21 protein-coding genes are annotated in these 23,078 nt (G+C 60.0%); 9 read left to right on the top strand and 12 right to left on the bottom strand.

The window, feature by feature from the left end; genetic code table 11:
• The first annotated feature begins 3 nt into the window (after positions 1-3).
• The 4 genes from MUY21_RS15325 to pnp all read left to right on the top strand — a co-directional run bounded on the left by MUY21_RS15325 (position 4) and on the right by pnp (position 3,963).
• On the top strand, positions 4-318 hold the full coding sequence (locus tag MUY21_RS15325) for a DUF5665 domain-containing protein (protein ID WP_229836930.1): 315 nt from the start codon (positions 4-6) through the stop codon (positions 316-318).
• Between the two features lie 157 nt (positions 319-475).
• A complete protein-coding gene (rpsO, locus tag MUY21_RS15320; RefSeq protein WP_191287470.1) occupies positions 476-745 on the top strand; it encodes a 30S ribosomal protein S15 in 270 nt (89 codons plus the stop codon).
• Positions 746-893: 148 nt separating this feature from the next.
• Positions 894-1,646 (top strand): sterol desaturase family protein, encoded by a 753-nt coding sequence (locus tag MUY21_RS15315; RefSeq protein ID WP_248411166.1) that lies wholly within the window; start codon positions 894-896, stop codon positions 1,644-1,646.
• Positions 1,647-1,815: 169 nt separating this feature from the next.
• The gene (gene pnp / locus MUY21_RS15310; protein WP_248411165.1) at positions 1,816-3,963 is read left to right on the top strand and encodes a polyribonucleotide nucleotidyltransferase; all 2,148 of its coding nucleotides are present in this window, start codon (positions 1,816-1,818) and stop codon (positions 3,961-3,963) included.
• 118 nt (positions 3,964-4,081) lie between these two features.
• Here the strand turns inward: pnp and MUY21_RS15305 are convergent, their stop codons facing one another.
• From MUY21_RS15305 to MUY21_RS15285, 5 genes are all read right to left on the bottom strand, one after another.
• The gene (locus MUY21_RS15305; protein ID WP_248411164.1) at positions 4,082-4,621 is read right to left on the bottom strand and encodes a VPLPA-CTERM sorting domain-containing protein; all 540 of its coding nucleotides are present in this window, start codon (positions 4,619-4,621) and stop codon (positions 4,082-4,084) included.
• Positions 4,622-4,859: 238 nt separating this feature from the next.
• Positions 4,860-6,122 (bottom strand): ABC transporter permease, encoded by a 1,263-nt coding sequence (locus MUY21_RS15300; RefSeq protein WP_248411163.1) that lies wholly within the window; start codon positions 6,120-6,122, stop codon positions 4,860-4,862.
• The gene (locus tag MUY21_RS15295; protein WP_248411162.1) at positions 6,119-7,039 is read right to left on the bottom strand and encodes an ABC transporter permease; all 921 of its coding nucleotides are present in this window, start codon (positions 7,037-7,039) and stop codon (positions 6,119-6,121) included. Before MUY21_RS15295 ends, MUY21_RS15300 begins: the two co-directional genes overlap by 4 nt.
• A 9-nt stretch (positions 7,040-7,048) precedes the next feature.
• Positions 7,049-8,161 carry an ABC transporter ATP-binding protein gene (locus tag MUY21_RS15290; RefSeq protein ID WP_248411161.1) on the bottom strand — a complete coding sequence of 371 codons (1,113 nt, stop codon included), beginning with the start codon at positions 8,159-8,161 and terminating at the stop codon, positions 7,049-7,051.
• Positions 8,162-8,284: 123 nt separating this feature from the next.
• Positions 8,285-9,418, bottom strand: coding sequence for an extracellular solute-binding protein (locus tag MUY21_RS15285; protein ID WP_248411160.1), 1,134 nt, complete (start codon positions 9,416-9,418; stop codon positions 8,285-8,287).
• A gap of 457 nt (positions 9,419-9,875) precedes the next feature.
• Between MUY21_RS15285 and MUY21_RS15280 the strand changes: the two genes are divergently transcribed.
• Positions 9,876-11,405, top strand: a complete 1,530-nt coding sequence (locus tag MUY21_RS15280) for an alkaline phosphatase family protein (RefSeq protein ID WP_248411159.1) — start codon at positions 9,876-9,878, stop codon at positions 11,403-11,405.
• Here the strand turns inward: MUY21_RS15280 and MUY21_RS15275 are convergent.
• The 6 genes from MUY21_RS15275 to MUY21_RS15250 form a co-directional block, all read right to left on the bottom strand.
• The gene (locus tag MUY21_RS15275) at positions 11,390-12,061 is read right to left on the bottom strand and encodes a haloacid dehalogenase type II (protein WP_248411158.1); all 672 of its coding nucleotides are present in this window, start codon (positions 12,059-12,061) and stop codon (positions 11,390-11,392) included. The genes MUY21_RS15280 and MUY21_RS15275 overlap by 16 nt on opposite strands.
• A 129-nt stretch (positions 12,062-12,190) precedes the next feature.
• On the bottom strand, positions 12,191-12,496 hold the full coding sequence (locus MUY21_RS15270; RefSeq protein WP_248411157.1) for a DUF4387 family protein: 306 nt from the start codon (positions 12,494-12,496) through the stop codon (positions 12,191-12,193).
• Entirely contained in the window at positions 12,493-13,842 is a 1,350-nt protein-coding gene (locus MUY21_RS15265) for an acyclic terpene utilization AtuA family protein (RefSeq protein ID WP_248411156.1), read from the bottom strand. The genes MUY21_RS15270 and MUY21_RS15265 overlap by 4 nt, the downstream gene beginning before the upstream one ends.
• Entirely contained in the window at positions 13,842-15,347 is a 1,506-nt protein-coding gene (locus MUY21_RS15260) for a tripartite tricarboxylate transporter permease (protein ID WP_248411155.1), read from the bottom strand. Before MUY21_RS15260 ends, MUY21_RS15265 begins: the two co-directional genes overlap by 1 nt.
• A gap of 10 nt (positions 15,348-15,357) precedes the next feature.
• Complete coding sequence (locus MUY21_RS15255; protein WP_248411154.1) at positions 15,358-15,798, bottom strand: tripartite tricarboxylate transporter TctB family protein; 441 nt, start codon at positions 15,796-15,798, stop codon at positions 15,358-15,360.
• Positions 15,798-16,766 carry a tripartite tricarboxylate transporter substrate-binding protein gene (locus tag MUY21_RS15250; protein WP_248411153.1) on the bottom strand — a complete coding sequence of 323 codons (969 nt, stop codon included), beginning with the start codon at positions 16,764-16,766 and terminating at the stop codon, positions 15,798-15,800. Before MUY21_RS15250 ends, MUY21_RS15255 begins: the two co-directional genes overlap by 1 nt.
• Positions 16,767-16,867: 101 nt before the next feature.
• Between MUY21_RS15250 and MUY21_RS15245 the strand changes: the two genes are divergently transcribed.
• From MUY21_RS15245 to MUY21_RS15235, 3 genes are read left to right on the top strand one after another with little or no spacing between them, the layout of a single operon-like run.
• A complete protein-coding gene (locus MUY21_RS15245) occupies positions 16,868-17,533 on the top strand; it encodes a response regulator transcription factor (protein WP_248411152.1) in 666 nt (221 codons plus the stop codon).
• Positions 17,530-18,903, top strand: a complete 1,374-nt coding sequence (locus tag MUY21_RS15240; protein ID WP_248411151.1) for a sensor histidine kinase — start codon at positions 17,530-17,532, stop codon at positions 18,901-18,903. Before MUY21_RS15245 ends, MUY21_RS15240 begins: the two co-directional genes overlap by 4 nt.
• Positions 18,873-19,922 (top strand): extracellular solute-binding protein, encoded by a 1,050-nt coding sequence (locus MUY21_RS15235; protein WP_248411150.1) that lies wholly within the window; start codon positions 18,873-18,875, stop codon positions 19,920-19,922. The genes MUY21_RS15240 and MUY21_RS15235 overlap by 31 nt, the downstream gene beginning before the upstream one ends.
• A 47-nt stretch (positions 19,923-19,969) precedes the next feature.
• On the opposite strand, the gene ilvD is transcribed toward MUY21_RS15235, so the two are convergent.
• Positions 19,970-21,805 (bottom strand): dihydroxy-acid dehydratase, encoded by a 1,836-nt coding sequence (ilvD, locus tag MUY21_RS15230; protein ID WP_248411149.1) that lies wholly within the window; start codon positions 21,803-21,805, stop codon positions 19,970-19,972.
• 155 nt (positions 21,806-21,960) lie between these two features.
• On the opposite strand from ilvD, the gene MUY21_RS15225 reads away from it, so the two are divergent.
• A complete protein-coding gene (locus MUY21_RS15225; protein ID WP_248411148.1) occupies positions 21,961-22,980 on the top strand; it encodes an NAD-dependent epimerase/dehydratase family protein in 1,020 nt (339 codons plus the stop codon).
• Positions 22,981-23,078: the final 98 nt, after the last annotated feature.

Here is a 23,078-nt window from a genome sequence, read left to right as displayed (position 1 = left end):
CAAATGGTTAACACACCTGACGACCCGCGCACCGAGGCCAGAAAGAAGCTGGCAGAGCGCGAAAAAGCCTTGTCCTTCGAGGTGCGCGCCCTGCGCGCCGAGGTCGAGCGGATGAACAATCACCGATTTATCAAACTGCACGATTCCCTTTGGAAACTTGGCCTGTTTCAGCTTTATCGCGGCCTGGCCTTCGGCCTGGGATCAGTTCTTGGGGCATCCTTGCTGGTGTCGATTCTGGTGTATCTGCTGGCGTCCATCGACTTCATCCCTGTTTTGGGCGACTGGGCGCAGCAGATCATCGACGAGATGCAGCAATAGCCCATCCCACACTTGAAACGTTTTTTCCTTTGCGTTTTGCGGGGAATCTTCCTATACGCCTCCATCTGCTCGCCTCGTGTGGGCAGATCTCTCCACGGGCCTTGCTGGACGACATCCCGGCCTGCGCCATCAACCCTAACCTATGAAGGAGACCCCGATGTCGATTACGCCTGATGAAAAAGCCCGCCTGATCAAAGAGTTCGGCACCAAGGACGGCGACACCGGTTCGCCCGAAGTGCAGGTTGCAATCCTGTCCTCGCGCATCGCGACCCTGACCGAACACTTCAAAACCCACAAGAAAGACAACCACGGCCGCCGTGGTCTTCTGAAAATGGTTGCTCAGCGCCGGAAACTTCTGGACTACACCCGCGCGAAAGACGAGGCCCGTTATCAGGACCTGATCAATCGCCTGGGCCTGCGCCGCTAAGCCGCGCACCAGAAAATCGGACGAAGGGGCTGCTTTGCGGCCCCTTTTTTCTTTCTTGCGCGCATCGGCAACCGGTCACTTTACGTCAGGTCTTGCTTGATCCGACCCCCGCCGCCCCGTCAAGATCAGCGGATCAACGGAGGGTGAGATGAAAGCTACGCTGGCGATTCTGATCAACATGGGCAGTCTGCACCGGCTGTTTCCCTTCTGGCTTGTCGGCGTTTTTGCGCTGGTGTTCTGGTTCACGCCATGGCTGCTGCTGGCCGTTGCCTATGGCATCGTGGCACAGTTCTTTGTCGAATACGCGATGCACCGCTTTCTGCTGCACCGCGAACCGCCCACCGATCAAGGTGTCTTCAATGAACTTTATCGCAGCCATATCGGGCATCACGAATTTCCCGGCGACCCGGAGTTCTTTACCGGTGGCGACCACTGGTATCCGGTGCGGTTCGGTCTGATCTCGTTCGCGGTACACAGCCTGATCCTGTGGCCGTTTCTGGGGCTGGGGCCTGCGGTGCTGACAGCCTATGTCGCCCTGTTCGTCGGATCGGTCAGCGCGTTTGCGTTCTATGAATACTGCCACACGCTGGCGCATGTGAACGTGCCGAAAGGCTGGTTCGGACAGCGCGTCACCCGCAGCCACCTGGCGCATCACTTCCAGGATCACCAGGCCACCTATCATGTCAGTTTCGGCATGGGTTGGATCGACCGTCTGTTCGGGACAAAACACGATCCCGACACCGCCCGCGCCCGGTATGACCGCGACACGATCCTGTCGATGGGCATGGACCCCGAGGACCTGCGTCTGGTGACGGCACGCAAGGCGTTTGGCATCACCAAACTCCCACGGGGCAAGCTGACCCGGCGAGACGCCACCGAAAGCCCGAAGCCGTCGGCCTGAGCACAAACAATCCTGTTTCCAAACACCTGTTTTTCCGTTATGGACCGCCCATCTGAGACGTGACGCTTCGACCCCGGCGCATGACAAGGTAGAGGGGTCGGTGGCAATGGGGCCACCATGACAACGGAAGACCCGGAGGGCCGGGAGCGCTTCCAGCTAGGAAAACATGATGTTTGACGTAACTAAAAAATCGATGGAGTGGGGCGAAGAAACCCTCACTCTGGAAACGGGCAAGGTTGCCCGTCAGGCCGACGGATCGGTCATCGCCACGCTGGGCGAAACATCCGTGATGGCCAACGTAACCTTCGCGAAGGAACAGAAGCCCGGTCAGGACTTCTTCCCGCTGACGGTTCACTATAATGAAAAATACTATGCCGCTGGTAAAATCCCCGGTGGCTTCTTCAAGCGCGAAGCGCGTCCGACGGAAAAAGAGACGCTGACATCGCGTCTGATCGACCGTCCGATCCGCCCGCTGTTCGTGCCCGGCTTCAAAAACGAAGTTCTGGTGATCTGCACTGTACTGAGCCACGACCTTGTCAACGACCCCGACATCGTCGCGATGATCGCGGCGTCCGCTGCGCTGACCATTTCGGGCGCACCTTTCATGGGTCCGATTGCTGCCGCACGCGTGGGTTATGAGGATGGCGAATACATCCTGAACCCGACTTGCGACGACATGCACCAGCTGCGCAACAACCCCGACCAACGTCTGGACCTTGTTGTCGCCGGCACCAAAGACGCCGTGATGATGGTGGAATCGGAAGCTTACGAGCTGACCGAAGCCGAGATGCTGGGCGCCGTGAACTTCGCACACGAGCAAATTCAGCCGGTGATCGACCTGATCATCGACCTGGCCGAAGAAGCCGCGAAAGAGCCGTTCGACTTCCAGCCTGCCGATTACTCGGATCTCTACGAGGCCGTGAAAGCGGCTGGCGAGGATAAGATCCGCGCTGCCTATGGCCACACCGACAAGCAGGAACGCGTCGCAGCACTTTCTGCCGCCAAGGACGAGATCATCGCATCGCTATCCGAAGAACAGCAGGAAGACGAAAATCTCGGCTCCGCGCTGAAAAAGCTGGAAAGCGCCATCGTGCGTGGCGACGTGGTGAAAACCGGCAAACGCATCGACGGTCGCGCGCTGGACACCGTCCGCCCGATCGTATCGGAAGTGGGCGTCCTGCCCCGGACCCACGGTTCGGCCCTGTTCACCCGTGGCGAAACGCAAGGTCTGGTCGTGACCACCTTGGGCACCGGCGACGACGAGCAGATGATCGACGCGCTGACCGGCACCTACAAATCGAACTTCATGCTGCACTATAACTTCCCGCCCTATTCGGTCGGCGAAGTGGGCCGTTTTGGTTTCACGGGTCGTCGTGAAATCGGTCACGGGAAACTGGCTTGGCGTGCGCTGCAGGCGGTTCTGCCGACGCCGACAGACTTCCCCTACACCATCCGCGTCGTGTCCGAGATCACCGAGTCGAACGGCTCGTCCTCGATGGCGTCGGTCTGTGGTGGTTCGTTAGCCATGATGGACGCCGCTGTTCCGTTGAAAGCACCGGTCGCTGGTGTGGCGATGGGTCTGATCCTGGAAGACGACGGTTCGTATGCTGTTCTGACCGACATTCTGGGTGACGAAGATCATCTGGGCGACATGGACTTCAAAGTCGCAGGCACCGAAGACGGCATCACGTCCTTGCAGATGGACATCAAGGTCGCAGGCATCACGCCCGAGATCATGGAGAAAGCCCTGGCACAAGCCAAGGAAGGCCGTCTGCACATTCTGGGTGAAATGAACAAAGCCCTGTCTTCGGGCCGTGAAGAGTTCTCGGCACACGCGCCGCGCATCGAGACCATGAACATCCCCACCGACAAGATCCGTGAAGTGATCGGCTCGGGCGGTAAGGTGATCCGCGAGATCGTGGAAACCTCGGGTGCCAAGGTCGACATCAACGATGACGGCGTGATCAAGATCGCATCGCCCAACGGCGACGCCATCCAGAAGGCCTATGACATGATCCATTCGATCGTGGCAGAGCCGGAAGAAGGCGAGATTTACACCGGCAAGGTCGTGAAGATCGTCGATTTCGGCGCCTTCGTGAACTTCTTTGGCAAGCGCGACGGTCTGGTCCACGTGTCCCAGATCGAAAACCGCCGCCTGAACCACCCGTCGGACGTTCTGAAAGAAGGTCAGGACGTGAAGGTCAAACTTCTGGGTTTTGACGATCGCGGCAAGGTGCGCCTGTCGATGAAAGTCGTCGATCAGGAAACCGGTGAAGAAATCGTGCCGGAACAGAAGAAAAAAGACGAAGATGCGTGATTGATCGGTCCGGGCCGTCCCGGACCTTTTTCAGCACCAACAAAAAGCCCCGGTGAGACCACCGGGGCTTCTTTCTTAATACGCCAAACCATGGCGCCAAAATGTCAGATGTTGTCGGTCAGACCGTCGTCTTGCGCCGACGCATCAAGGCAAATCCGCCCAGAGCGGTCAGCAAAAGCACACCACCTGCCGGCACCGGCACGGGCGACACATCACCGGTCTGCGTCACATGACTCAGACGGCAATCGCTAGTGCAATTCGCCAGCAAGGAATTGGTCTGTGCATCCGTCCAGACCAGCTTGGTCAAATCCGCAATGTTCTGGAAGAAATAATGCGACACCGCATTTGTTCCACCCACGCCGAATTTCAAAATGAAATACCCCGGAGTGCGTGGCGCGACATCAACGAAATAGTTGCCCACATCGTCGCGCATGAAGCTGCCGCTATTATCCTTGGACTCTATTGAAAGAGAATTGACATCCACACCGGCGATTGAAGCCAGAGCAGCCAGTTCATCACCGTCGCCGGAATTGCCAAGTTGAGCCGACCCCAACAATGTATCGGGCGTATACGTCGCAGCATTCACTGCGCCCACCATACTGAAAATTGACAGTACGGAGGTAACCGCAACACCTTTTAATGTGTTAACAAGAGACATGGTCCCCCCTCCTAAATTTAAACACATTGATTGTATCACGCCACATTGCTGCCACAAATCGAAATCAGCTCCGGAAGGGCCGCGGGGCTCGCAAACACGCCATACAGCAACCCTGAGGGGTCATTCAGAACTCTGACTTCTACTTAATGATGACTTCTAACGCCCGCGCGACGCGGTCGTGTCTTTGCGCCCGGCAAGGGCGAATCGCGCCAAGACCCCCTAAGCCAGGGGCCCGCCGCTAGTCGCCACCCCCGATATTGGTAGGATCGAACACACCTCCGAAGCCCGAGTTGTCGGACGGTTCCTGATCTTCGGACGGTGCGGTTTCGTCGTCCCCCTGCAATGTGCCCGGTGCGAACACCCCGCCGAACCCGCTGTTGTTGGACGGTTTGGGCGCCGTTGTGGTGGCCCCTTCGGCGGCGTCCTTGGCTGCTTTCGCCTCAGCATCCCGCTTGCGCTGTTCACGCAGCTCCTGAATGCGCCGTTCGGTTTCAAGGCGTTTCTGTTCCTGCACGTTTGCGATGCACTGTTGGGGGCTATAGACCGTCGCCGTGCCGACCACCGCAATGGTCGCGATGGCAAACACCACCAGCGCCACCGCCGCCGCATTTCCCGTGAAGAACCCGGGCAGCTTGACGCCGCCCGTCACCTCGCCCACCGTGGCCCCTTCCCGACGCGCTTTGGCCAGCACCTCTTTTCGCTTGATATTGGCTTCGTTGAACAGGGCCGCAAACACCGTCAGCACAACGATCATAAACGCCAAGGCCGAGATCGCGGGCGTAATGCCGTAACGCACCTTTTGCGCCAGTTCGATGGTCAGGGTCGGGTATTCCCCGAAGGTGAAGGTGGTGGTGTTGTAGTTCTCGAACGACGCCAGAAACGCCAGCACCGCCGCCGACGCAATCGCAGGGCGCATGAAGGGCAGAAGGATCTTGCGAAACGCTTGGGCGTGGGTGGCGCCAAGGTCCAGCGCGGCCTCGGTCAGGGCCAGGTCATAGCGTTGCAAGCGCGCGACCAGCACCAACATGCAATAGCTGGCGATGAAGGTGGACTGACCGATGATGGTCAAAAACAACCCGTTCGACAGCACACTATCGGCACCCAGCCCCAGCATCCGGTTGATCCGGTCCCAAAACACCAGCGTCGAAATACCCAGCACCACGCCGGGGATCAGGATCGGTGCGATGATGACCGTGTAGTAGGTCGCGCGCAGCTTGGGCCAGATTTGCGTCAGCATCAGCGCGCCCGCCAGCCCCATCGACACCGACAAGATTATCGTGCCAATACCCACAAGGATCGAGTTCTTGATGCCGTTCAGGATACGTTCGTCCCGAAACAGGGCCGAGAACCATTCAAACGTCAGGCATTCCCACGGGGTCGCGCGCGGAAAGCTGGGCGAGTTGAAGGCGGTGATCGACATGATCACGAGCGGGCCAAGCAGATAGGCAAAGAAGATCGCCAGATAGACCCAGATCGAGATGCGGATGACGGGATTGTTCATTTGCCGATATCCCCCATGTTCACCTTGAACAGGCGCATCACGGCCAGAACCAGAAGGATACAAGTCACCAGAAGCACGATCGCATAGGCCGCCCCTTGCGGCCAATCCGAATTGTCATTGAATTGCTGATAAATCAGTTGCGTGAACCAAAGCGACGACGGCCCGCCCAGAATTTGCGGCGCGGCCAGCGCACCAGCAGACAGCATGAATACCATCGTGCAACCTGAACTGATCCCCGGCTTCGCATAGGGGATCACCACGCGCTTGTGAATGCGCCACCACGGGGCGCCAAGGTCGCGCGCGGCCTCGATCTGGTTATGATCCAGACTTTCGATCACGTTGTAGATCGGGAAGATCATCAGAAGGATATAGGCGTATCCAAGACCGGCATAGAGCGCGATATCGTTGCGGATGAAGTCAAACGGCGTGTCGAAAATCCCCAGCCCCACAAGCATCGTGTTCAGAACGCCGCTTTCCCCGAAGATGATGCGCAGCGCGAAGGCGCGCAGGATTTCGTTGATCCAATAGGGGATGATCAGCATCAGCGCGAGGATGCGGATGTGGTTGCCCTTGGTTTGCCCCAGATAATAGGCGATCGGATAACACAGGATCAGGTTGAAAATCGTGACACAGATTGCGGCGACAATGGTGCGAAAGAAGACCCGCAGATCGACCGCGTTATAGTCCTGACTGCCCCCTTCCGGCCCATAGATCAGGTATTTGTAGTTCTCAAGCGTATAGACATCTTTCGGCCCCCCGATCTCGGGCGGCGGCAGGTTCGGGCGGAACGAAAAGTCGAGCATCGACAGTTGCGGCAGGATGATCAGCCCGATGGTCCAGAACAAGACCAGTCCCAGCATCAACGACCCCATCAACGTGCCGTTCCGATTGAAAAACTCTTTCAGGAAACGCGGCATGACGACCCCCTATTCCGCCGCCAGTTCGCCGGCGGGAACGACAACCGCGTTGTCGACCTCATACTCCAGCGTCATGGCCTGCCCGGTATGGTCGTCAAAGGATTGACCGACATTCGGAATGGCGACCTTGATTTCCTTGCCGCCGTCGCCCTCCATGAAAATGTTGAAGGAATTGCCTTCGAACTCTTCATGCGTGACTTGTGCGGTGACGAAGTTTTCGCCCTTGGTGCCGGTCGGGGCAAGGTCCAGCGCCTCGGGCCGGATGAACATCATCGCATCATCCCCGACCTTCATCTTGCCAATATTCGCAGTCGAGATGCGAGAGCGCAGATCGCCTGACCGGTTGGTGCGGATCAGAGCCTCATTTCCGTTCACTTCAAGCACCTTGCCGCGAAAGACGTTGTTTTCGCCCACGAAGGACGCTGCGAAAGCGGTGGCCGGGTCGTTATAGATCGTCTTGCCGTCGCCGATCTGGTCAATCACACCGGCGCGCATCACGGCGATGTCGTCGGACATGGTCAGCGCCTCGCCCTGATCATGGGTGATATAGATAAAGGTGATCCCCACACGCTTTTGGATCTCGCGCAATTCGGTGCGCATATGCTGGCGCAGCTTCAGGTCCAGCGCCGACAGGGGCTCGTCCAGCAACAGCACATGCGGTTCGGCACACAGCGCGCGCGCAATGGCCACCCGCTGTCGCTGACCGCCCGACAATTCGCTGGGCAGTTTGTCACCCTGATCAGACAGCGCGATCATATCCAGCAGTTCGTCGGCGCGTTTGCGACGTTCCTTCGCCGAAGCCCCTTTGATCTCCATCGAAAAGGTGATGTTCTCCCAGACCTTCATCAGCGGGAACAACGCGAGGTTCTGAAAGATAAGGGCTGTCGGGCGTTTGTTCGGCCCGATGCCCTTCATGTTATTGCCCCCGATCAACACATTGCCTTCGCTGGGGTCCAGAAACCCGGACACGGCGCGCAGGATCGTGGTCTTGCCACAGCCCGACGGCCCCAGAAACGAAAAGAAGTCGCCCCCCTTGATGTGCACATTCGCATCGCGCACGGCGACGAAATCTCCAAAGCGGATCCACAGGTTTTCGAGATCGACGCCTACTCCGGCACTCATATGGCTTCTCCCCATGCACGGCTGGTCACACCCTTCTGGCGGGGCGCGGCTCCGTGTTTATCGTTTCAGTCTGGGTTGTTGCGGTCCCCCACCCACAGGCAGGGGACCGCAGGTCCAAGGCGATCAGGCGCTCTTGAACTTGTTGACGAACTCGGTCCGCACATCGGCATACCAGGGCGCTTCTGCAGGCCATGGGTTCAGATTGGCCAGGCTGTCACCCGGATAGGCTTCCGCGAAGTTCTTCTTGTAGGTGTCACCCGAATAGGTGTCTGCCCCAAGAACCGGCGAGTTGTACCCGTGGCTGTCAATTGCCTTGCCCGCAGGCTCTTGCCGATAGGCATAGTCGATAAAGGCATAGACCTGTTCGACATTCTCTGCCCCGATCGGCATCGACATGCCATCGACCCAGGCCATCGCCCCTTCGACCGGCGCCTGGTAATGCACCGGCTCGCCCGCAGATTTCAGCGCCAGAGGCGGGCCGTCCCATGTCTGACCCACGACGACACCTTCATTCAGAAGGCCGTTCTTCTGAGTGTCGGCATCGTTCCAGATCAGCTTGATGCGATCCTTGCGCGCCACGCACCAATCGGTGACCTGACCCCAGACCTTGCGCATCGTCTCTTCATCTTCATAGGCGGCCCAGATTGATCCCGGCTCCATCTCGCCCGACGCTTCCATGTAAAGGCCGGCCCCCAGCATCATCGAATGCGCGCGGCCCATCGTCTTGCCGGCGTTTTCTTCCGACCATACGTCACCGTAGCTTGGTGCGTCACCCGCAGGCAGCCACAGGTCGGTGCGATAGGCGATGCCTTCGGTGCCCCAGATATGCGGCAGCCAATGCGACCCGGCATCCCCGAAATTCCAAGCGTCCGTGCCGATCTTCGCCATCGCCGGGTTCACTGCGTCGACATTCACCTTCGACAGGTCAAATGGTTGCAAAAGCTCCAGTGGCCCCCATTGCAGCGACCGGTTGTTGGTCGGCGATATGATGTCGAAGCCCTGACCCTTCGTGGCCTTCATCTTGTTGATGATCTCTTCGTTGGATCCGATCCCGGTGTAGTTCACCTTAATTCCGGTTTCCGCCTCGAACCCGGCAATGAAGTCCGGTGGCAGGTAATCCGACCACATCAGGATGTTGACCTCGCCCGACGATGCCAATGCACGCTTGACATAAAGCGGCGTGGCCAGCGCGGCGGCGCCCATCGTTGTCGCCCCCTTCAGCACCGACCGGCGGCTGAATTTGGTATCCGTAGTCATGTTGTTCTCCCGTTGAAATTGTTTTTTCTTCTTTTGTGCCGACAGTGTTGGTCATTATCCCGACCTGAAATAGCGCCAGCTTACAACGCCTGATCAGTCCAGTTCGAACCAGTGACCCGCTGCACGGCTCTGGCGGCACCCGCTGCTTCACATGGCTTTGGTGGAACATCGTGCCCCCACTTTACGCCCTGACATCAGGGCGACATCCCCGATACGCGCGCAACATTCCAACAGAAAAGAATCGGTTATGTGACATACGCCCGGAGAAGACACGCAAAGTGTCCCGCGCCGGTGTGCCTGCTGTCAACATCCTGCCAATCAACTCTTTTTTGGCACATGCACCGTGACGAACCATCAACGGATCCGGAACACGTCGCAAAAAGCCCTTGCCGGAGCCTTGAATATCCCCAAACCTCACCCTGACCCCGACAGGTGCGGGCATAACAGAAAGATCCTTATGACACGGAACAGGAACGTCCTTTTCATCATCATCGACCAACTTCGCGCCGATTGCCTGCACGGCGCGCTGGCCGAACATGTCGAGCTGCCAAACCTGCGGGCGCTCATGGCTGCATCGGTGACCTTCAAGCGCCATTTTTCCGTGACCAATCCCTGCGGCCCGTCGCGCGCATCGATCCTGACGGGGCAATACGCGATGAACCACCGCTCGGTTCGCAATGGCACGCCCCTGCGCCATGACACCCCGACGCTCGCCAGTGAAATGCGCAAGGCAGGCTATCTGCCAATGCTGTTTGGATACACCGATACGTCGCATGACCCGCGCGTTCATGATCCCGGTGATCCCGCGATGCAGACCTATGAATTTCCAATGGACGGTTTTGCCGAACAGGTCGAGATGCGCCTTGAAATGTCCTATCCGTGGCGGTCGTATCTGCTGAACAAAGGCTATACTTTCGACAATTACTGGCAGCTGTATATCCCCGGGGGGGATGGCGCGCGGCTGAACGCCCCCGCGGTCTATAGGGCCGAGGACAGCGACACCGCCTTCTTGACCGACCGGTTTCTGGAGGCGATGCCGTCCTATGCGAACGAAAGCTGGTTCGCGCATCTGACCTATATCCGCCCTCATCCACCGCTGGTCGCGCCCGCGCCCTATAACGATATGTATGACCCTGCCGCGCTGCCCCGACCGACCTGCATCGGAGATCGCGAACAAGAAGCCGCGCGCCATCCCTTCTTTGGGCCTGCACTGGAAAACGCCACCGCCGCCAACATGGTCATCGGTTGCGCGAATGTGACCCCCTCGGACGACACCACCCAAACCCTGCGCGCGGTCTATCTGGGGCTGGCAACCGAGGTGGACCACCATATCGGCCGGGTGGTCAGCTTCCTGAAGGACAGCGGACAGTGGGACGACACCTTGCTGATCGTCACCGCCGATCATGGGGAAATGCTGGGCGACCACCACGCGTGGGGCAAACACTATGTCTATGACGCGGCCTATCACACGCCGCTGATCATCCACGCCCCGGGTGGCTTGGCCGGGCACGAGGTCAACCTCCCCACCGAATCCATTGACCTGACCCCGACCATCCTCGACTGGGTCGGGCAGACGGTTCCAAATTCAATGGACGGGCGATCGCTGCTGCCCTTCCTGACCGGTAACACCCCCGACGACTGGCGCAGCTATTCCTTCTCGGAACTCGACTTTGCCGAACCGGAGTCACCCACCCTTTGGCAAAAGCGGCTTGGCACGACCAACAGCAACTCCTGCCTCGGCATCCTGCGCGATGCGCGCTTTACCCTGGTCGAGTTTGCCGCCGACCTGCCTCCGCTCCTGTTTGACCATGCAAAACAGGGCGAGATGGAGAATGTCGCCGACAACCCCGCCTTCGCCGCAGAGTTGTCTCGCCTGACCCGCCTGATGCTGCGCCACCGAATGCAGAACATGGATCACACGCTGTCGCTGGACACGATCACCAATAACGGCCCCAAACGGCAATCCCGCCATCACCCCAAAACATAATCCGCCACGTCGGTCAGGGACCGCCCCCGCGCGTCCGGTATCACCCCCAACCGCTCCATCGGCTGGTCCTGGCGATTCAGCCAGATCGAGTGATATCCAAACCAGGTCGCGCCGCAGATATCCCAGCAATTGGACGACACGAACAGCATATCTTGGGCGTCGCAGCCAAACGCATCAGGCCCAAGCCGATAGACCTCGGGCGCAGTCTTGAACACCCGAACGCTGTCCGCACTCAACACATGATCAAAGAACCCGTCCAGCCCGGACGCCCGCAGCGCCGCCCCGATCATGCCCATGCTGCCATTGGTCAGAACGGCCATGGGTGCACCTGCCTCTTGCAAACGTGCCAACGCCGCCCGGTTTTCCGGAAAGGCGGTCAACACTTCATAGGCATCCATCAAAGCACGACGCGATCCTTCTGTCAGAACCACCCCCTGCGCCTCGCAGGCGTAGTCAAGCGCGTCGCCCGTCACATGCCAGAAATCCGCGAACCTGCCGCACATGCTGCGCAAACGCGTGTATTCGATCTGCTTGTCGCGCCAGGTGTTGGCAATCGCCACCCCCTTGTCGGGAAACATCGTTTCCGCCAGTGCGCCAACCGAATAGACATCCAGAAGCGTCCCATAGGCATCAAACGCAATCGCTTTGAACTTCATGCTCCCCCCCTCTCACACCGAAGACGTACCCGAATGAAATCACCCTGTGCTTCTTCTGGCCAGAAATATCCTGGGGTGAGCGGCAACGCCGCGAGGGGCAAGGCCCCTTACAGGCTCACAACGTGAGCCTTACCGATCAATCCGGACCTCACCCAACAAGACGGCGAAACTTGCGCCATGCATATCCCGATCCGCGCGCGTGCCCTGTACGGCGGGGCGCGGCAGGCTGAACTTCACCACATTCAACTCCGGCATATCAAACCGCTTTAACTGGGTGGGGTCTGTGCCGAACAGGCGGGCCACCGCGTCCGTGGCCAACCCGTTCGAGATTCGCTGATATGCTTCCTCTGTCCCGCAGAACACATCCAGCGTCAGCCAGAACGGCCCCGCGTTCTTCGACCGCACTTTGTCTGCGATGTCTTTCAAGGCCGTCATGCGCCAATCTCCTCAGTCGACAACCTGAAAGCGTCCATCGGGTCATTCAAAGCCAGCACATGGTTCAGGCAGAACTCATACACGGCGCCACGCGGCATTTCGGGGGGCGAGAACGGAAAGGCGAAGGTCGGCATTTCTTCCTGCTCGGTCAGCGGGTGGTGCAGAAGATAGGGGTTCAGCATCTTGGCAACCTCGCGCGACAGCGCCTCGGTTTCGGCGGTGACGATGCCCATTACGCCCAGTTCGCTGCCGGGCCTGGCGTTGCCGTCCAAAGGTCCGAGCGTGGCGTCGGCGCCAATAATCCGCAGCTCGATCTGGAAGTCTCCGCCCACACGCGCAGCCGCTTTGGCTGTGCACTTGGACTGAATATCATCGACCCAGGCCCGGATGTTCTCGACATAATGCGCATCGCGCACCAGCACCAGCGATACGGTCTGAAACCCCGCGCGCCGTGCGCCCTCCAGCTTGACGGTATAAGGCGCGGTCGCCACCCATTCACTGCCCATCACACGCACGCGGCGATCATCCAGCGCAGCGTAACGTGCCGCCGTCACGTCCAGATAGCCGCCGGGTTCATACAATCGGTACGGATCGCTGTTTTCATAAAGCATATGGGCCGACACGGTGCGGGGGGTCGCGCGGGCCTCCGCGCCCATCGGTGTGATGGTGAACCCGTCTGCGTCAAACTCAATCAGGATGGTGCCGGTGTTCGGGCTGGTCGTCGCCAGCGCCCCGCATTCGCCGATCTTGGCCCCATGCCACGCGCCGCCCGGATGGCAGCCCCGCGCCAGCGGCAGCGCGGATATGATGGCCGTGTCCGTGGTGCGCCCCGCGATCACGATATCGGCGCCCGTATCAAGCGCGGCCTGAATCTGTTCAGCCCCGGCCAGCGCCACGATATTGGTGCAGTCTCGAAGGATCTCGCCCGAGATTTCAGGCGCAGGGGTCAGGGGCGTGATCTGACCGGCGTCCAGCGCGCGGGCCATTGCCCCGCCATCCTGCCCGCTTTTCAACACCGCAAGCCTCAGGTGCTCACCCCGCTCTGCCGCAATCTCGCGGGTGATGTCGACCAGCCAGTCGACCGCGTCATCCGCCCCGCAGGTGCCGGCCGTCCCGATGACCAGCGGCACGTCTGCCTCGGCCCGTGCGGCCATCAGTTCGGCCCATTCCGCGCGGGTAGACCCGCGCGAGTATTTCGACGTGCCGGTGCCAAGGTAGTGAGGGCCCGAGTCGGTCGAGCCCCCATCAATCGCAATAATGTCCGGTTTTTCAGCGATCCCTCGGGCCAAGGCGTCGCGGTCATATCCCAGACCCAATGCCCCCGAGGGAATAAGCACTTTCACCATCAATCCGTGATCCTTTGCGGTTTTTTCAAGATGTTGCGCAGGAACATCGGGGCGACAAAGCCCACCACTGCAATGATCCACAAGGTGATCGAAATGCCGGACGAGAACAGGAAGGTCCAATCACCGCTCGACAACACCATGGCACGGCGCAACGCGTCCTCCATATGGCCACCCAGAAGGATGCCAAGGATGATCGGCACGGTCGGCACATCGAGCTTGCGCAGCACGTATCCAAGCACCCCGAAGCCCACCATCAGAAGCAGGTCGAAATAACTGCCCGACAGCGAATAGATGCCCACAAAGCTGATCATCGTGACACCGGGCAGAAGCACCCATGGCGGGACGGACAGCACCTTGACGAAGATCTTGACCATCGGAACGTTCATCAGAAGCAGCACAAAGTTGGCGATCAGAAGCGATGCGATCAGGCCCCAAACGACCTCGGGCCGTTCGGTGAACAGCATCGGGCCGGGGGTGATGTTGAGCGTCATCAGAAGCGCCAGAAGTACCGCCGTGGTGCCGGACCCCGGCACGCCCAGCGTCAGCATCGGCACCAACGCGCCCCCGGCGGCGGCGTTGTTGCCCGCCTCGGGTGCCGCGACCCCACGCGGTACGCCGGTGCCGAAGCCGCCCTTCTCGCCTGCGATGGATTTTTCGGACATATACGCCAGGAAGCTGCCCAGCGATGCACCCGCCCCCGGCAGAACGCCCGCGATGAAGCCAACAACCGACGACCGCAGCATCGTCCAACCGGATGCCATGATGTCCTTGACCGGGATCGTCACCTTTTCCAGCTTCACGCCGATGGACGTGTTCTTGCCGTGGCTTTCGATGAAGAAAAACACCTCGGCAATGGCGAACAGGCCGACGATGGCGACAAGGAAGTCGATGCCGTCAAACAGGTGCATGTTGCCCCCTGTCAGACGCGGCAGGCCGGAGTTGTTGTCCACCCCGATCATCGCGATGCCCAAGCCGATGCAGGACGCAATCGCCGCCTTGGCCTGGTTGTTCGAAGCCATGCCGCCCAGCGTGGCAAAGGCCAACAAATAGAGCGCGAAATACTCGGCGGGGCCGAACAGGAACGCCACCTGCGCCAGCATGGGCGCCAGCAGCATCAGACCGATGGTCGCCAGAAACGCACCAACGAAGGACGCAACACCGGACAGAACCAACGCATCGCCTGCGCGCCCCGCTTTTGCCATCGGATAGCCATCGAGCGTGGTCATCAGCGCGGGTTCGTCCCCTGGAATGTTCAGCAGGATCGAACTGATCCGCCCGCCATACATTGCGCCGTAGTAAACCGACGTCATCAAGACCAGCGCGGACGTCGCATCCAGCCCCATCGTGAACGTCAGCGGGATCAGGATCGCCACACCGTTCGACGGGCCAAGGCCCGGAAGCGCGCCGATGATTGTGCCGATGAAGCAGCCGATCACGGCCAGCATCAGCGTGTAAGGCGACAGCGCGATATCGAACCCGATCGCGAGATTTGAAAAGAGTTCCATGCGGGTATCCTTAGCCAGTCAGCGACTTGGGAAACGGGACAAGCCCCAAACCCAGCGCGAATTTGAAAATCAGGAACAAGCCGATGGACAGACCCACTCCGGCCAGCACGGCACGCCCGGCGCGCGGCTCGATCTGATAGCTCAGAATGGACGCTGTGATCGCCGTGGGGATCAGGAACCCCAGCGGTTTCAGCGCATAGGCATAGCCCACCAGCACCACAACCGCGAGCGCCAGAGAACCAAAGGTCGCCAGCACCGGCCATTCCGGGTCGGGGTCGGGCTTTACTGCCACGATCATCCCACACAAGGCCGCGACACATCCAACAAGGATCGGGAAGGTTTTCGGGCCAACCGGATCCGCCATGAAGCTGGTCTGGATCTGCATGGCGCTGGCAACATAAGCCAGCGCCACCAGGGTCACGACCGCTCCGAAGATACGGTCAGACGCCATTACTGGATCACCCCGATTTCTTTCGACAGGGCGCGGATCTCGGACACCACACCATCGACATAGGATTGGAAGTCGTTGCCAACCTTGGTGAAAGGCGCCAGGCCGTTTGCTGCCATCGCCTCTTTCCATTCGTCGCTGTCGGCCACCTGTTGCAGGCGATCAGCCCATTTTTGGAAATCATCGTCGCTGATGCCCTTGGGCACGTAAAGGCCACGCCAGTTCACAGCGACAACGTCGATGCCCTGCTCTTTCGCTGTCGGGATATCCTCGAACCCCGGCACGCGTTCTTCGGTCAGAACCGCGATGGCGCGCACGTCGCCGGATTTCAGGAAGCCCACGATTTCGGACATGTCGCCCGACATCGCCTGGGTGAAGCCGCCAACGGTCTGGGTGATCGCATCCGCGCCGCCGTCAACACCGATGTATTTCACCGCCTTCACATCCTCGACACCTGCGCGTTGCAGGATCATCAGGGGTTTCAGGTGGTCAAATCCGCCAACAGCCGATCCACCGGCAAAGGCGATCCCGCCCGGATCCGCCTTCACGGCTTCGATCAGGTCGTTCAGCGATTGATAGGGGCTGTCTGCGGCCACAACGATCACACCGGGGTCGGCCCCGATGGCCCCCACAAAGCGGACCTGATCCGCGGTCATGCCGGCATAGGCATTCTGTGCCAGCCGGGTCGAGGTCGCCGAGGACGCGGCGACGATCAGGTCGGCGTCGTCATTGCGCTCGCTGACCACGTGGTTATAGGCAAGCCCGCCACCGGCACCCGCCATGTTGGTCACTTGAATGGGCTTGTCCACAGCCCCGATGTCATACATGATCTTGCCGATCTGGCGACAGGTGAAGTCCCAGCCGCCGCCGGGGTTGGCCGGGGCAATACACTCGGCAGCCGTTGCAGCGGTGGTGGCACCAAGGCCCAGAATGGCACTGGTCGCCAGCGCCTTGAAAAGACGTTTCGTCATAGTTTCCTCCCATTTGACAGGGGCGTAACACCCGCCCATGCTCAGACCCAATCGCCTGAACCTGACACCAACCTGTCACGCAGCGGAAAAAAGGGCAATAAATGCGGTTCCTTCTGATCGAGGACAATCCCAAACTGGCGGGCGTTGTGGCCGAGCGTTTGCAACTGGACGGTCACGCCGTGGACCACGCCGCCACCCTGTCCGATGCCACAGACCTGACAGCTGTTGCGGATTACGATTTGATTTTGCTGGATATAATGCTGCCTGATGGGGATGGCCGCGACTTTCTGGAACGCCAGCGACAGGCGGAAAAACGCACCCCCGTGATTGTCATAACGGCACGTTCTGCGGTGTCGGATCGCGTCGGATTGCTGGATCTGGGGGCGGATGACTATATCGTCAAACCCTTCGATTTCTCCGAACTCGAAGCCCGTGTGCGCGCCGTACTGAGGCGTCAGGTCGGCGCGGCTGACAACGCGGTGACGTTTGGGGAAACCACGCTGGATTCGACCAAAGGAGAGCTGCGTTTTGGTGATCAGACTGTGCCGCTGCGCAATCGCGAGCTGCGGCTGCTTGAGGTGTTCTTTGCCGCCCCCGGACAGGTCTTTTCGAAAACCCATCTGATCGACCGGCTGTTTTCCCTGTCCGATGAGGCGTCGGAAAACGCGATCGAGGTTTATGTAGGCCGGTTGCGCAAACGGCTGGAGGGGTCGGGTACAAAGATCGAAACCGTGCGCGGCATGGGCTATCGGATGGTTGCGCGGTGAAAATTCTGGGGTCCATCCGCAGGCGGCTTTTCATCCAGCTTGCGCTTGTCGCGGCGGTCTTGTCGCTGGCCTTCTTTCTGGTCGTGCGTGGGGTGGCCGAGCGGGCCGCGGAAGGGACGCAGGACGACATCCTGTCTGCCTCGGCCACGGCCATAGCGGACAGTCTGCGCAGCGAAGATGGCCGCGTCACGCTTGACCTGCCCTATTCCGCGCTGTCGATGCTGGGGTCGATCAACGAGGATCGGGTGTTTTATCGTGTCGTGTCGGACGGCAGGACGTTGACCGGATATACCGACCTTCCGCAACCCAATGTGCCACCGCGCATCAGCACCCCCAGCGTCGAGACCCTGACCTATCGCGGTGACGAAATTCGCGCGGTGTCTGTCACCCGGCCCGTTGGCACCGGGGTCAATGCCGCGCAGGTCGTGGTGATGGTGGCACAGACGCGGCAGGGGTTGGCCGCGATTTCCCGCCAGATCACCGCGACGGCAACGGGCATCGGCGTCGGATTTTTCCTGCTGGCGACCGCGCTCAGCCTGTGGGCGGCCGGGTCGGCACTAGCCCCGATCACACGGATCACCGGGTCGGTTACACGCCGCGGACCGACCGATTTGCGCCCCGTGCAAGCCAACGCACCGGACGAACTTGTGCCGCTGATCAATGCGCTTAACTCCTTCATGGCCCGTCTGCGCGCGTCCCTGTCGCGCACCGAAGATTTCATTGCCGAGGCCGCCCACCGCGTCCGCACCCCGCTGGCCACCGTTCGCGCACAGGCTGAAATCACCCATCGCAAACTGAACAAACCCGAACACAAACAGGCCATTCGCGAGATGATCCGCGCCATTGACGAAAGCTCTCGCTCGGCCGGGCAGATGTTGGATCACGCGATGGTAACGTTTCGCGCCGACAGCCTTACGCAAGACGCGCTGGACCTGCGCGCGCTGATGGCCGAGACCTGCGACCGGCTTGCCCCGACGGCCGATCTGAAAGACATCACGATCCGGCGCGACCTTGGCCCCGACCCCGTGGCCTTCACCGGTGACGGCATCCTGTTGCAAGCAGCACTTCAGAACATTCTGGACAATGCGATCAAGTATTCGCCGGATGACAGCGACATCACCGCCCGCCTGACCTTGAACGACAGCATCACCCTGTCGATCACCGACCAGGGGCGCGGGTTCGGCGACACCAACCTGTCTGACCTGACCACGCGATATATGCGCGGCGCGAATGTCTGCGATATCGTCGGGTCGGGGCTTGGTCTGACCATCGCGGACGAGGTTGCCAAGGCACATGGCGGTCGGCTGGAGATTTCACCCAACACGAAAGGGGAAGGCGCATGTGTTTCGCTGATTTTCCCACGCGCTTGACGGCCATTCTGCTTGGACTGCTGCTGAGTGTCAGCGCGGCGCAGGGCTTCGAGATCGAAGATCGCCGCCTGTTCAAAGCAACGGACGAACGGACCCGGCTCAGCGTGATCTCGACCGCCGATCTTGACGTGTTCGAACCGATCATCCGCGCGTTTCAGGCCAGCCACTCGGATATATCGGTGGACTATGTGGTGACGGGCACGACCGACCTGATGCAGGCGCTGTATGATGAGGGCGCATCCTTCGACCTTGCCATTTCCTCGGCCATGGATTTGCAGACCAAACTGGCGAATGACGGCTTCGCCCAGACCCACACTCCAACAGCGGCTGCGACCCTTCCGACCTGGGCAAGCTGGCGCGACCAGTTGTTTGCCTTCACGCAGGAGCCGGCGGTGGTGGTGGTTTCGGACCGCTTTTTCCCGCCCGGTGAAGCACCGCAAAACCGGGATGAGCTGATTGCCCTTCTGCGCGCCAACCCGGAACGATTTCAGGGCAAGATCGGCACATATGACGTGCGACGGTCGGGGTTCGGGTATCTTATGGCCACGCAGGACAGCCGAAACTCGGACGCGTTCTGGCGGCTGATGGAGGTGATGGGGCGTCTGGATGCGAAACTGTATTGCTGTTCGGGCGACATGATCCGCGACGTGGCATCAGGCAAGCTGGCCTTGGCCTATAACGTGCTGGGCAGCTATGCGGTTGCCCAGCAGAAAACCACTGATGGGTTCCATGTCATCGAGATGAGCGACTACGTAAACGTCATGTCGCGCACAGCCTTGATCCCGCGCACCGCCAGGAATGCAGATGATGCCCGCATCATGCTGGATTTCCTGCTTGATCTGAGGACCCGCAAGGATCTGGTCGCCGCATCCGGCCTGCCCGCCATTGATCCCGCTGCCCTGCGCGCCAACCCGTCGCTGCGCCCAATCCGGTACGGGCCGGGCTTGCTGGTGTTTTTGGACAGTCTGAAACGGCAGAACTTTTTGCGAAACTGGGAAAACTCGCTGCTGCAAAATTGAAGAAGGCGGGGACTTGCCCCGCCCTCGCAACATCGTGTCGCCCCTGATCAGTCGATCATGCGCACCGCCCCCTTGGCGGCAGAGGAGGCCAGCATCGCATATGCCTTGAGCGCCTTGGACACTTTGCGTTTGCGCGGCTGGGCAGGGTGCCAGCCCTTTTCGTCCTGAGCGGCGCGACGGGCGGCAAGTTCGTCGTCGGACACGGCCAGATGGATGGTGCGGTTGGGGATGTCGATCTCGATCTTGTCGCCTTGTTGCACGAGCCCGATCGCACCGCCTTCGGCGGCTTCCGGCGAAACGTGCCCGATCGACAGGCCCGAGGTGCCACCCGAGAACCGCCCATCCGTCAAAAGCGCACAGGCTTTGCCCAGACCCTTCGATTTCAGATAGCTTGTTGGATACAGCATTTCCTGCATCCCCGGCCCGCCGCGCGGACCTTCGTAACGGATGACAACCACGTCGCCTTCCTTGACCTTGCCGGTCAGAATGTCACTGACCGCCGCATCCTGGCTTTCGCACACATGGGCGGTGCCGGTGAATCTCAGGATGCTTTCGTCCACACCCGCCGTTTTCACGATACAGCCATCCAGCGCGATGTTGCCAAACAATACGGCCAGACCACCATCTGCACTGAAGGCGTGGTCCCTGGACCGGATCACGCCGCCTTCGCGGTCGGTGTCCAGTTCCTTGTACCGGTTCGACTGGCTGAACGCCTGCGTCGTGCGCACACCACCCGGCGCGGCCTTGAACAGGCTTTCCGCCTCGGGGTTGTTGGCAACCTTGATGTCCCACTTGGCAATCGCCTCGGCCATCGTGGCAGAATGCACGGTGGAACAATCACCATGCAACAGCCCCGCGCGATGCAGCTCGCCAAGGATCGAGAAGATGCCACCGGCGCGGTGCACATCTTCCATGTGCACATTGGCGATGTTGGGTGCGACCTTGCACAGGCACGGTACCTTACGGCTCAGCCGGTCCATGTCCTTCATGGTGAAGTCCACTTCGCCCTCATGCGCGATGGCCAGCAGGTGCAGCACAGTGTTCGTTGACCCACCCATCGCAATGTCCAGCGACATGGCGTTCTCGAACGCATCAAACGTTGCGATCTCGCGCGGCAGAAGGCCCTTTTCCTCGTTCACATAGTGGCGTTTGGTGATTTCGACGATCTTGCGCCCGGCTTCCAGAAACAGGTTCTTGCGATCCGAGTGCGTGGCAAGGGTCGAGCCATTGCCGGGCAGCGCAAGGCCCAGCGCCTCGGCCAGACAGTTCATCGAGTTCGCCGTGAACATGCCCGAACACGACCCGCAGGTCGGGCAGGCGTTTTCCTCGATATGCTGGACCTGTTCGTCGGTATAGTGCTCATCCGCCGCGGCGACCATGGCGTCGACAAGGTCAATTTTCTTGACGTCCAGATCGGCAATGTCGATCTTGCCCGCTTCCATCGGGCCACCGGACACGAAGATCACCGGGATATTCAGGCGCATCGCGGCCATCAACATACCCGGGGTGATCTTGTCACAGTTCGAAATGCAGACCATGGCATCGGCGCAATGCGCGTTGACCATGTATTCGACGCTATCCGCGATCACCTCGCGCGAGGGCAGCGAATACAGCATCCCGTCATGACCCATCGCGATCCCGTCATCCACGGCGATGGTGTTGAATTCCTTGGCGACGCCGCCTGCAGCCTCGACCTCGCGGGCGACCATCTGGCCCAGATCCTTCAGGTGGACGTGACCCGGCACAAACTGCGTGAAGCTGTTCACAATGGCGATAATCGGCTTGCCGAAATCGTCGTCGGTCATGCCGGTCGCGCGCCACAGGCCACGTGCGCCGGCCATGTTGCGGCCATGGGTCGAAGTTCTGGAACGATAAGCAGGCATGCGGTCCCCACCTTGTCTGAAAATTGGAGTCAGAACGCGGATTACCATTCCATGCGCCCTGACGCCAGCGCGGATTGCCCGCTTTCATCGGGCTTGGCGTTGCCCGGCACCCACGCTAGAAGCGTTGAAAACGCTCTCCTGAAAGGCATGTTCCCATGGCATCGCGCAAAGTTCTGGTCACCGGGTCCGCCGGGTTTATCGGTTATCACCTGTCCAAACTTCTGCTGGCCGAGGGGTTCAGGGTGCATGGCTATGACGGGATGACCGATTACTATGACGTCACCCTGAAACAGCGCCGCCATCAGATGTTGCTGCAAGACCCCGGCTTTTCGATGACCGAGGGGATGCTGGAAGATCAGGCGCTGTTTGACACCGTGGCCGACGATTTCGCTCCCGACGTGATCGTGCATCTCGCCGCCCAAGCGGGCGTGCGCTACAGCCTGGAAAACCCCCGCGCCTATCTGGACAGCAATGTAATCGGCACCTTCAACGTGATGGAGGCCGCACGGCGTCACAAGGTCGATCACCTGCTGATGGCCTCGACCAGTTCGGTCTATGGCGCAAACACCGACATGCCGTTCTCCGAGACCGAGAAGGCCGATACCCAACTGACCATCTATGCCGCCACCAAGAAGGCCAATGAAAGCATGGCGCACAGCTATGCCCACCTGTGGGATCTGCCGACCACGATGTTTCGGTTCTTCACCGTCTATGGCCCGTGGGGGCGCCCCGATATGGCGTTGTTCAAGTTCACCAAGGGCATCCTTGATGGCACCCCCATCGACATCTACAACAACGGCGATATGTTCCGCGATTTCACCTATGTCGAGGATTTGGTGCGCGGCATCCGCCTGTTGATCGACGCCGTGCCCGTGCGCCCCGACAGCCCGGATGACATCGAGGCCGGCGACAGCCTGTCCCCCGCTGCCCCTTATCGCGTGGTGAACCTTGGCAACTCCGACAAGGTGCGCCTGTTGGATTTCGTTGATGCGATCGAGGATGCTTTGGGCCGGAAAGCACAGCGCAATTATATGGAGATGCAGATGGGCGATGTTCCGGCCACATGGGCGGATGCAACGCTTCTGCAACGTCTGACCGGCTATCGACCCGCCACTGATTTCCGCGATGGGGTGAACCGTTTCGTCGCGTGGTATCGGGACTATTACAAGGTCTGATGTCCTGCGTTTGCGGGGCAGGACAAGATGCCTTATTGTATTTTACCTCTCTAGGTTGAATTTTAACTTTCTTTTAACGGAAATTTACGCAATGCTAC

Origin of the sequence: Aliiroseovarius sp. S2029, from assembly GCF_023195575.1 — a bacterium.
Taxonomy (GTDB): Bacteria; Pseudomonadota; Alphaproteobacteria; order Rhodobacterales; family Rhodobacteraceae; genus Aliiroseovarius; species Aliiroseovarius zhejiangensis.
The sequence above is the reverse complement of the archived record's forward strand: the minus strand, read 5'-3'. Positions and strand labels throughout refer to the sequence as shown.